The 11,861-nt window shown below is 22.1% G+C and carries 8 protein-coding genes; 5 read left to right on the top strand and 3 right to left on the bottom strand.

Going from position 1 to position 11,861, the window contains the following annotated elements; genetic code table 11:
- The 5 genes from KTO59_RS01390 to KTO59_RS01370 all read left to right on the top strand — a co-directional run.
- Nucleotides 1–1,551 (top strand): DUF2963 domain-containing protein (locus tag KTO59_RS01390; protein WP_284928284.1); only part of this gene is annotated, 1,551 nt, incomplete at its 5' end.
- 246 nt (nt 1,552–1,797) lie between these two features.
- Complete coding sequence (locus tag KTO59_RS01385; protein ID WP_284928283.1) at nt 1,798–3,828, top strand: DUF2963 domain-containing protein; 2,031 nt, start codon at nt 1,798–1,800, stop codon at nt 3,826–3,828.
- Between the two features lie 440 nt (nt 3,829–4,268).
- Nucleotides 4,269–4,619: a hypothetical protein gene (locus KTO59_RS01380; protein ID WP_284928281.1), complete on the top strand. Its 351-nt coding sequence runs from the start codon at nt 4,269–4,271 to the stop codon at nt 4,617–4,619.
- A gap of 218 nt (nt 4,620–4,837) precedes the next feature.
- A complete protein-coding gene (locus KTO59_RS01375) occupies nt 4,838–5,329 on the top strand; it encodes a Panacea domain-containing protein (RefSeq protein WP_284928280.1) in 492 nt (163 codons plus the stop codon).
- 4 nt (nt 5,330–5,333) lie between these two features.
- Complete coding sequence (locus tag KTO59_RS01370; protein WP_284928279.1) at nt 5,334–5,675, top strand: hypothetical protein; 342 nt, start codon at nt 5,334–5,336, stop codon at nt 5,673–5,675.
- 441 nt (nt 5,676–6,116) lie between these two features.
- Here the strand turns inward: KTO59_RS01370 and KTO59_RS01365 are convergent, their stop codons facing one another.
- From KTO59_RS01365 to KTO59_RS01355, 3 genes are all read right to left on the bottom strand, one after another.
- The gene (locus KTO59_RS01365) at nt 6,117–9,254 is read right to left on the bottom strand and encodes a hypothetical protein (RefSeq protein ID WP_284928277.1); all 3,138 of its coding nucleotides are present in this window, start codon (nt 9,252–9,254) and stop codon (nt 6,117–6,119) included.
- Between the two features lie 1,760 nt (nt 9,255–11,014).
- Nucleotides 11,015–11,266, bottom strand: a complete 252-nt coding sequence (locus tag KTO59_RS01360) for a hypothetical protein (protein WP_284928275.1) — start codon at nt 11,264–11,266, stop codon at nt 11,015–11,017.
- The gene (locus KTO59_RS01355) at nt 11,256–11,510 is read right to left on the bottom strand and encodes a hypothetical protein (protein WP_284928273.1); all 255 of its coding nucleotides are present in this window, start codon (nt 11,508–11,510) and stop codon (nt 11,256–11,258) included. The genes KTO59_RS01360 and KTO59_RS01355 overlap by 11 nt, the downstream gene beginning before the upstream one ends.
- Nucleotides 11,511–11,861: the final 351 nt, after the last annotated feature.

Raw genomic sequence — 11,861 nt, 5'->3', positions numbered from 1 at the left:
ACTGGAACAACTGAAATATTACAACCAAACACAAAAACATACATCAACGAAGAGAAACAAAAAGTCATTGAGGAATACAATACTAACAACCAAAAAATTAAAACAATATTTTATCGACCAAATAGTGAAATTATTAGAAATATTGAAGAATTCCACAAAAATGGAAAATTAGCCAAAGAGACAATTTATAATATCAAAACACAAACTATTGATTCTATTAGCGAATACAACGAAAACGAAAAATTAATTAGAAAAACATTTTACCAAGCTGACAATCAAACTATTTCATCAATCAACGAATATAACGAAAACGGAGATTTCATCAAAACAACACACTATCAACCCAACGGCCAAACTATTTCATCAATTATCGAATTCAACGAAAACAAAAAAATAGTTAAAACAGATTTTAATGCTAATGGTCAAAAAACTAAAGAAACAAACTATTTGTCTTATAATGAAATCTATTTGTTTTATAATAAAATCGATTACATCAACGAATACAACGAAAATGGCAAATTAATTAAAAAAACGCAATATGACACATATGGATTTATTGATTTTGTTGTTAACTATGACTATAACAAACACAACCAAATAATCAAAGCAACAATCTACCAACCCGACGGCCAAACTATCAAACAAATTAACGAATACAACGAAAACGGCCAAAAAACTAAAACAACACTCTACCACCCCAACGGTCAAATTATTGATTGTATTGAAGAATACAACCCCGCCAACGGCCAAAAAACTAAAATAACACAATATGGCTCCGATGACCAAACTATTTATTATATTGCAGAATTCAACGAAAACAAAAAATTAATTAAATTAATAAACTACCAATACAACAGCAAAACTATTGAATCAATCGACGAATACAACGAAAATGGCCAAAGAATTAAAACAACATTCTACCGTCCTGACAGCATAAAAATTTGGAAAATTGAAGAATACAACGAAGACGAAAAATTAGTTAAAACAACATTATACGAAGACGACAGCCAAACTATTGGTCACATTAGTGAATACAACCCTACTAACGGCCGAAAAACTAAAACAACACACTACCAATCCGACGGAACAACCATCGATGACATCTACGAATACAACGCAAACGAAAAATTTACTAAAATAACAAAATATTACTCCGACGGTAAAACAAATAAAGAAATTACTGACTACAACGAAAATGGAAAATTTGCTAAAATAACAAAATATTACACCGACGGAACTGTTAAAAAAATCACAGAATACAACCCCAACGGCCAAAAAATTAAAACAACAAACTACAACCCCGACGGAACAACCATTGATGACATCACCAAATACAACGAAAATGGAAAATTTGTTAAAATAATAAAATATTACTCCGACGGTAAAACAAAAAAAATTATTAACTACAACGAAAATGGAAAATTTGCTAAAATAACAAAATATTACTCCGACGGTAAAACAAATAAAGAAATTACTGACTACAACGAAAATGGACATATAATTAAAATAACATATTACAACCCTGATGGAAGCATTGAAGACATCATCTAAGAATACAACCCCCGACGGATCAATAAAAAAATAACATAAAAAAGACTCACTTTAAGTGAGTCTTTTTAATTTACCTCCAACAATAAAAAAAACTACAGGCAACACAACACACAGCAACAAAAAACTAACGCAAGGAAATTAAAAAAAATAAACTAAATTATAAAAAAATTAGAAACTACAAAACACTAATTTTTATAATTTAATTTATAATTTTTATATAAATATAAAAAAAGGAAAAAAACAATTATGAATAACAATTCAAAAAACTCAAAACAAAAGAAGATTATTATTATATTCTTTTGTTTTTTTATTTTAATTGGTTTTACTTATTTTATTTTGACTAAAAAAAAGAAACCAACAATAGAATCATCACAAAATGCAACACAAAAACAAATTGAAAACAAAAAACAACAATTAGAATCATCACAAAATAAATCATCAGAACAAAATGAAAATAATAATCAACAAATAGAACCGTCACAAAATGAACCACAACCAACTAGCATAACACCACCAATTGGAACAACAGCAACTGGATCACAAACACCACCAGTTCAACCAGCTAACACAACACCACCAACTGGAACAACACCAACTGGATCACAAGCACCAGCTGAACAACAAGCATCAACACCAGCTAACGAATCAGCTAATAAACCAGCTGAAAAACAATCAGCACCAGCTGAACAACAATCATCAACACCAGCTAATGAATCAATTAATGAATCAACTAACACAACACCGCCAGTCAAACCATCACAACCAGCAATTCAACCACCAGTTGAACCATCACAACCAGCTAAAATATTACAACCACACACAAAAACATACATCAACAAACATAGACAAAAAATCGTTGAGGAATACAATACTAACAACCAAAAAATTAAAACAATAATTTATCGACCGAATAGTGAAATTATTAGACATATTGAAGAATTCCACAAAAATGGAAAATTAGCCAAAGAGACAATTTATAATATCAAAACACAAACTATCGATTGTATCAACGAATACAACGAAAATGGCCCAAAAACTAAAGAAACAATCTACCAACCCGACGGCCAAACTATCAAACAAATTAACGAATATAACGAACATGGTCAAAATACTAAAACAACACACTATCAACCCAACGGCCAAATTGTTTCATCAATTATCGAATTCAACGAAAACAAAAAAATAGTTAAAACAGATTTTAATACTAATGGTCAAAAAACTAAAGAAATAAACTATTTGTCTTATGATGAAATCTATTTGTTTTATAATAAAATTGATTACATTAATGACTACGACGATAATGAAAATTTAACTAAAAAAACACAATACCAAGACGACGGCAAAACTATTTTAGCAATTGCAGAATACAACGAAAACGAAACATTAGTTAAAAAGACAACCTATCAAAACTATGGTAGAACTATTTCATATATTCAAGAATACACCAACGGCCAAAAAAATAAAACAACACACTACCAAGACGACGGCCAAACTATCAAACAAATTAACGAATTCAACAATAACGAAAAATTAATTAAAAATACAATCTATCTTTCCAACAACATTATTTGGTATATCCGCGAATACAACGAAAACGAAAAATTAATTAAAGCAACATTTTACAAAAAAGATGGTCAAATGATTGATTACATTTGTGACTGTAACGAAAATGGAAAATTAATTAAAAAAACACAATACCGAGATGACGACCAAATTGTTTGGCATATTGACGAATATAACCCTAACAACGGTCAAAAAATTAAAGAAACATTCTACGAAAACGATGGTCAAACTATTTCATCAATCGACGAATACAACGAAAACGGTAAAAAAACCAAAACAACATGGTACAAAAACGACGGCCAAACTATTTGGTCAATTGAAGAATACAACGAACACGGTCAAAAAATTAAAGACATATACTATTATGATGATGGCCAAACTTTTAAAAAAATCACCGAATACAATGAAAATAGAAACGTCATCAAAACCACACACTACAACCCCGATGGAACGTTAAAACAACCAGAATTGCCACAACAAGTTGAAACACCTCAATCAACTGAAACACCACAAACAAACAACAACAAAAAAACATTTTATTGGAATAATGGCCAAGTTTGGTATATTGAAGAATACAACGAAAACGGCCAAAAAATTAAAGAAACACACTACCAACCCGACAGCGAAACTATTTGGTCAATTGACGAATTCAACGAAAACGAAAAATGGATTAAAACAACATTCTACCACCCCGACGGCACAATAAAAAAATAACTTAAAAAAAGACTCGTTTAAACGAGTCTTTTTTTTATTTTAACCGTACAAAAAAATCAGGTGATTTAAATCGCCCATTACAACACAAAAAAACAAAAAAACGCAAAGACAATTAAAAAAAACAACCCAAATTAACAATTATTAACAATTAAAAAGATTCATTTTATATGAATCTTTTTTTTATACCAAAATTCACCTAAAAGAGAAAAAATATGTCGTTCATCGTCATTGAAGGATTTAATAAAATCATCAACTATATTAAATAATTATAATAATAATGATAATAACAAAATATTATTATTCTTCAAATATTAAAATATTTTTTTTGCAAAATACACGCTTTATAATCTTTAAATTTACATTATTTTTAAAATATGTTATATTAACAATATAATTAAAAAAACATATATAATACAAAAAAAGAAATGAAAATAAAAAAAATGAATATAAATTTGTTGGAATTGTTATTAGATGTTTTTGCGAAAACAGGAATAACAATTTGGTTATGTTATTCCATTAATAACTTAAAAAAAGACTTAAAATCTAAATCTAATGATTTAAAAGATTTAAAAACAGATTTTAATCGTTTGAACGATAAAATAGATAAAATTGATAATGATAATAAATTAAACGATAAAAAATTAGAATTATTAGAAAAAGAAATGTTATATCATCGAGAAAATTTAGACAAAATTAAAAAAATAAACCAAGAAACAAAAGATACAACAACAGAAACATTTAAAAAAATAGAAAAACTAATAGACAACAATAACAAAAAAAACAATATATAACACAAACAAACCCAAGACTCTCATTTTTGAGAGTCTTTTTTTTATACCTAAATTTTCATTAAAAGGAGAAAAATATAATGAAAAAAATAATCATCCAAAAGGAGATAAACCAATCATGACCAAAAAAACAAATACAACAAAAAATTATATCATTTGAAAAACAATTAAAATTATTATATAATTTAATTAGTATTAAAAACAAAGGAGTTGATTTAAATATGGAAAATAGTTTAAATATAAAAAAAGATATTGAAAAAAATCAAATCAACATTTTTGACGTTGCTAATTACATTATTAAAAAAAATAAGAATAAAGTTACTAATATGAAATTACAAAAATTGGTTTATTATACATATGCTAAATATTTAGTTGAAAACGATCAACCAATTTTCAATGAGCCCGTCGAAGCGTGGCTTCACGGCCCTGTTTTCCCTAATTTATATAATGAATTTAAGCGTTATACCTATAAAACAATTTCTAACGGAACTAACAAAGGAGAAGAAAAACATTTAACAAACGATCATCGTGTTTTAATCGATAAAATAATAGAATTATATGGAAATAAAGAAGCTACTACTTTATCTAATTTGACACATAAAGAAACTCCTTGGCAATCAGCTTGGGATAATAATGAAGATTGGTCTAAAAATGTTATTAAAGATGAAACGATAAAAAATTATTTTATAAAAAATCCTAAAAAAATAAAGTAATTTTATGAGTTCAAAAGCAAAATTTCGTTATTCTTTTGTTAAAAAATATTTGCCTTGTAAAAACTTTAAACACTTTAAAATTAAAAAATTTTTTGATGATATTCTTTATCCTTTAGACAAACCTATACAACATGTTAGTTTTCAAAGCGTCATAAATAGTGATTTACATTTTCATAAAGTCGAAAAACATAAACTTGTTAATAAAGGTTTTGAAAATGTTGTAACACTTGCAGAAGGTGAAACGGTTTATCAATTAAAAACTACAAAACAAAGTCGTTTATTAGGTTTAAAAATAAATAATATTTTTTATATTCTTGATTTTGATCCTAAACATGAAATATATTAATTTAACAAAAAACAATTCTAATATATATTCGGTTGATAAACCAGAAAGCTCTTTTTAAAAATAGATATAAAAGATATAAATTTTTTAAATTTATTTTTTTAAAAAAATTTATTTAATAATTTTAATATTTAAAAAAAATAAAACTCAATTATTTTTAATTAACTGAGTTTTATTTTTTTAAATAACTTAAAATTTTATTTTTTAAAATTTATTAATAATTTTGATTATTTTACTAATAAATTTATCTCTTCTTTAAAATATTTTCTTTTTTAAAATAAAGAAACTATTTTATCTATTTAATCAAGGTTTATTTTCTTTCATAAATTTTTATATTATTAATAAAATCGATCTTTTAATTATAATTTAAAATTAAAAATTATAATTAAATAAAGATATAAATCAAATATAAAATTATTTATAAAAAAATTAAAATTATTTTAATCATACTAGTAAATAATAAAATAATAAAATAAGAGTGATTATTATGAAAACAAATAGAATAATAATAAAAATATAAATATTTTTATTACTGATTAAAGATTCTTCTTTTTGTTGAATTAAATTATTTTTAAATGTTGTTAAAACTTCTTCTTTTTGAGTTAAAGCGTTTTTAGTTGTTGTTAATTCTTCTTTTTGTTGAATTAAATCATCTTGACATGTTGTTAAAGCTTCTGTTTTTGTTCTTAAATCATTTTGAGATGTTAATAAATTTTTATCTCTTGTTCTTAAATCATTTTGAAATGTTAATAAATCTTCTTCTTTTTGAGTTAAAGCGTTTTGAACTGTTCTTAATTTTTCTTTTTGTTGAATTAAATCATTTTGAGTTGTTGTTAAAGCTTCTGTTTTTGTTCTTAAATCATTTTGAGATGTTAATAAATTTTTATCTTTTTGAGTTAAAGTACTTTGAATTGTTCTTAATTCTTGTTCTTTTTGAGTTAAAGCGTTTTGAACTGTTCTTAATTCTTCTTTTTGTTGAATTAAATCATTTGTTTTTGTTCTTAAATCATTTTGAGATGTTAATAAATCTTTTTCTTTTTGAGTTAAAGTACTTTGAACTGTTCTTAATTTTTCTTTTTGTTGAATTAAATCATTTTGAGTTGTTGTTAAATCTTCTGTTTTTGTTCTTAAATCATTTTGAGATGTTAATAAATTTTTATCTTTTTGAGTTAAAGTACTTTGAATTGTTCTTAATTCTTGTTCTTTTTGAGTTAAAGCGTTTCGAACTGTTCTTAATTCTTCTTTTTGTTGAATTAAATCATTTGTTTTTGTTCTTAAATCATTTTGAGATGTTAATAAATCTTTTTCTTTTTGAGTTAAAGTACTTTGAACTGTTCTTAATTCTTGTTCTTTTTGAGTTAAAGAGTTTTTAGTTGTTGTTAATTCTTTTGTTTTTGTTCTTAAATCATTTTGAGATGTTAATAAATCTTTTTCTTTTTGAGTTAAAGTGCTTTGAACTGTTCTTAATTCTTCTTCTTTTTGAGTTAAAGTACTTTGAATTGTTCTTAATTCTTGTTCTTTTTGAGTTAAAGAGTTTTTAGTTGTTGTTAATTCTTTTGTTTTTGTTCTTAAATCATTTTGAGATGTTAATAAATCTTTTTCTTTTTGAGTTAAAGTGCTTTGAACTGTTCTTAATTCTTCTTTTTGTTGAATTAAATCATTTTGAGTTGTTGTTAAAGCTTCTGTTTTTGTTCTTAAATCATTTTGAGATGTTAATAAATCTTTTTCTTTTTGAGTTAAAGTACTTTGAACTGTTCTTAATTCTTGTTCTTTTTGAGTTAAAGCGTTTTGAACTGTTTTTAATTCTTCTTTTTGTTGAATTAAATCATTTTGAGTTGTTGTTAAAGCTTTTTCTTTTTGAGTTAAAGAGTTTTGAACTGATCTTAATTCTTCTTTTTGTTGAATTAAATCATTTGTTTTTGTTCTTAAATCATTTTGAGATGTTAATAAATCTTTTTCTTTTTGAGTTAAAGTACTTTGAACTGTTCTTAATTTTTCTTTTTGTTGAATTAAATCATTTTGAGATGTTAATAAATTTTTATCTTTTTGAGTTAAAGTACTTTGAATTGTTCTTAATTCTTGTTCTTTTTGAGTTAAAGCGTTTCGAACTGTTCTTAATTCTTCTTTTTGTTGAATTAAATCATTTGTTTTTGTTCTTAAATCATTTTGAGATGTTAATAAATCTTTTTCTTTTTGAGTTAAAGTACTTTGAACTGTTCTTAATTCTTGTTCTTTTTGAGTTAAAGAGTTTTTAGTTGTTGTTAATTCTTTTGTTTTTGTTCTTAAATCATTTTGAGATGTTAATAAATCTTTTTCTTTTTGAGTTAAAGTGCTTTGAACTGTTCTTAATTCTTCTTCTTTTTGAGTTAAAGTACTTTGAATTGTTCTTAATTCTTGTTCTTTTTGAGTTAAAGAGTTTTTAGTTGTTGTTAATTCTTTTGTTTTTGTTCTTAAATCATTTTGAGATGTTAATAAATCTTTTTCTTTTTGAGTTAAAGCGTTTTGAACTGTTCTTAATTCTTGTTCTTTTTGAGTTAAAGCGTTTTGAACTGTTCTTAATTCTTCTTTTTGTTGAATTAAATCATTTTGAGTTGTTGTTAAAGCTTCTGTTTTTGTTCTTAAATCATTTTGAGTTGTTGTTAAAGCTTTTTCTTTTTGAGTTAAAGTACTTTGAACTGTTCTTAATTCTTGTTCTTTTTGAGTTAAAGTGTTTTTAGTTGTTGTTAAAGCTTCTGTTTTTGTTCTTAAATCATTTTGAGTTGTTGTTAAAGCTTTTTCTTTTTGAGTTAAAGTACTTTGAACTGTTCTTAATTCTTGTTCTTTTTGAGTTAAAGCGTTTTGAATTGTTCTTAATTCTTCTTTTTGTTGAATTAAATCATTTTGAGATGTTAATAAATTTTTATCTTTTTGAGTTAAAGCACTTTGAACTGTTCTCAATTCTTGTTCTTTTTGAGTTAAAGCGTTTTGAACTGTTCTTAATTCTTCTTTTTGTTGAATTAAATCATTTTGAGTTGTTGTTAAAGCTTCTGTTTTTGTTCTTAAATCATTTTGAGATGTTAATAAATTTTTATCTTTTTGAGTTAAAGCGTTTTGAATTGTTCTTAATTCTTGTTCTTTTTGAGTTAAAGCGTTTTGAACTGTTCTTAATTCTTCTTTTTGTTGAATTAAATCATTTTGAGTTGTTGTTAAAGCTTCTGTTTTTGTTCTTAAATCATTTTGAGATGTTAATAATTCTTTATCTCTTGTTCTTAAAAAAACAAGTAATTTTTCAGCATACTGTTGTTTCGCATATAATTTATTATGTTTTTTTTTTAAAGCTTCCAAAGTAATTGCTGCTAATAATTGCCCATCATTATTTATATTCGTTGTATCAATATCTTCATTTGGATCATATTTATCTGGATGAGTTATTAATTTTTGAGATGTTTCGATAATAATATTTTTATCTATTATTTTATTCGTTAATTTTCTGATATCAAATGAAAAATATAATATAAAAATATAAAAAATAAATATAAATATTGTTAATAAGAAAAAAATAATTATTGAATTTAAATTTTGTTTGGTTTTATTTATAAACATATATCATATAAATTTCTAATTAATATATAAAAAAATAAATGATAATGACTTTAATTAATTTTTCATTTATCAAATGATTTCAAATAAGATCATAAAAAAATAATATTAATTTTTAAAATTTTGTTTTTATTTAAAAAATATCGCATTGATTAAACTTATAAAAGTATAATTTATATATAAGTTTAAATCGGATATTTTTTCATAATATATTGAGGTTTCTTAATTAAAAAAAAGAGTTATCTTTATTTCTTAAGTTTTTTAATAAAATAATAAAGTTAAATAACATAAATTTTTTTATATTAATAAATTTAATACTTTATTTAGGTATATATTGTTAATTTTAAAATAATCAACAATAAACTTTAGTCAAAGAATTCTAGTAATAAAGATTATTATCATTAATAATTTAAATTTTATTGAATATTTCTACTTAATAAGTAAAATTTTTGCTTTTGATTTTATAAATTAGTTATTTTTAAAACTATTTTATTTCGAAAGATATAATCAAAATAATATTTTTTTAATAGAAAATAAAAAAAATAATAATAATTAATGTGTCTAGAAGTTTATTCAAATTAATCTTGTTTATATTGATTAAATAAAATATTGTCATTCGTTTATGTACATATAAAAAAAAAAAAAAACAAAAATTAGTTAATTACTAATTAATATTATATTATTTATTTAAAAAATATTTATGAACACTCATTGTTACACACTTTATAAAAAATTATTTATGATAAATTAGACTTTAATAATAAAATAGACTAATTGTATAATGATTTTTGAAAAAAACGATTTTATTTGTAAAATTTTTAAAAAATATTTTTTTACGATTCTTTAGATTAGATTTCCCAATTAAAAACTAAATTAAAAGTTTATATATAAATTTTTTTGAAAATTAATTTTAAATAAAATGATTATTCGAAAAATATTCGAATGTATCATTTATTATTTTAAAAATGTAAATTAGATCAAATATTATATATATTGAAAACAATTTTAAGAAATAAATTGCATTTTAATAATTTTAAATAATAAAATAATAATCTTTATATACGAAATATAAATTTTCAAAAAAATATATTTTTGAAAAATTTTTTAGTCATAAAATCTAAAATCTTTTTTAAAAAAATTATTTAATGATAATTAATATCTGTAAAATAAACTAAATTAAAAATAATTTTTTTATAATTATTAAAAATAATAATATTAAAATGTTTTATAATGTTTTATATTAAAATAAATATTTAAAATTTTTTTAATTTTTATCTAAATTTATAAACTTAATAATAAAATTTATTTTTTTAATTAATTATTTTCTAAATAATTTTATTATTTACTCTTATGTAAATACATTATTTTTATTTAAAATTACAATAATAAAATAATCAAAATAATTAAATTTAATTGATTATTTATACAACTATACATATTAAATTGTATCATAAAAATACTTATATTAATTATTTATTAAATATTTAATAAAAAAAGATATTAATTAGAAAAGTTATTATTTTGTATATCATTATTTTTTCTACAAAATATCATGTTCAAAATTTTTTTATATATTTCCGCTTTTAAAGAAGCAAAATCGACGATAAAATTAACAATTGGTCTAAGGGTAAATATTGTCCTAAATCTCTTTGTTTATTTAATAAATTGATTTCTAAAATTCAAATTTTTTTCCGTGTAAATCGTTGTTATTAGAAGCAAAAAAATTAATAAAATTAATTTTTTCAATTATTTTTTTAAAATAATTAAATGTTTTTCTCTATCGATGTTAAAAACAGATTTTTCAAAAATTTACTTACTTTTCTGTAGTTTTCATACTTCACTGCCATGGTTATATAATATTTTTGAAGTTGTCGATAATAGAATTGTCTCGATATTTTTATTTCATTGAGTTGTTTTTTAACTTTATCGATGTGAGTTTGGATTTCGGTTTTTCGTTGTTCGGCAGTTGAGATTCCATCTAATAATTTTAGATTGTTAATATTTCTAGCATACATTATTTCTAAGTCTTTTTTTGCTTTTTTTTAACCCATAATATAAATTTTTTTGAAACTTTTGTTGTTTTAACAAGGTAAAATTATCTTTATTTCTATTTTCATCTGTAAAAAAATATATAAAAATAATATCTCCTGCGTTAGGAATATTTTGTTTTAATTGTTCTGGCAATTTATTTATATAGTTTTTTGTTTCTTCTTGTTTTTTTAATTTGTCTTTTTTTGTACTATTATGATCATTAATCAAATATGCTGTGTCAAAATAATAAAAATGATTAAAATAATTTTTTTATTTTTATATTTTTTCCTTTCATCTATATTATTTCTTTTGTAGTATATTTTTTTAAAAAACAAAACTACTATTAAATATAATTTAATTATAAAATAATAAAAAAACAAGTTTAATTTTCAGCAAACTTGTTTTTTTATTATTTTATATAATTAATTTATCAAAAAAAGATAACAAACATCATTTTTTTATCTTTTTTTGTATATAATTATTATTAATAGTAATTATAATTATTACTATTTATTATTAATTGATTGTTATGTTTTTTTGTTCATTTTTTTATTAAATTTAATTTTATTTAATTTTATT

Origin of the sequence: Candidatus Phytoplasma sp. AldY-WA1, assembly GCF_020312115.2 — a bacterium.
GTDB lineage: Bacteria > Bacillota_I > Bacilli_A > Acholeplasmatales > Acholeplasmataceae > Phytoplasma > Phytoplasma vitis.
Note: the sequence above shows the minus strand (reverse complement) of the source record. Positions and strands in the feature narration are given on the sequence as shown.

Excerpts from the sequence above, each read along its gene's own strand:
- KTO59_RS01370 (WP_284928279.1), top strand. The coding sequence starts at position 5,334 with ATGAGTTCAAAAGCAAAATTTCGTTATTCTTTTGTTAAAAAATATTTG.
- KTO59_RS01385 (WP_284928283.1), top strand. The coding sequence starts at position 1,798 with ATGAATAACAATTCAAAAAACTCAAAACAAAAGAAGATTATTATTATA.
- KTO59_RS01380 (WP_284928281.1), top strand. The coding sequence starts at position 4,269 with ATGAATATAAATTTGTTGGAATTGTTATTAGATGTTTTTGCGAAAACA.
- KTO59_RS01365 (WP_284928277.1), bottom strand. The coding sequence starts at position 9,254 with ATGTTTATAAATAAAACCAAACAAAATTTAAATTCAATAATTATTTTT.
- KTO59_RS01360 (WP_284928275.1), bottom strand. The coding sequence starts at position 11,266 with ATGTATGCTAGAAATATTAACAATCTAAAATTATTAGATGGAATCTCA.
- KTO59_RS01375 (WP_284928280.1), top strand. The coding sequence starts at position 4,838 with ATGGAAAATAGTTTAAATATAAAAAAAGATATTGAAAAAAATCAAATC.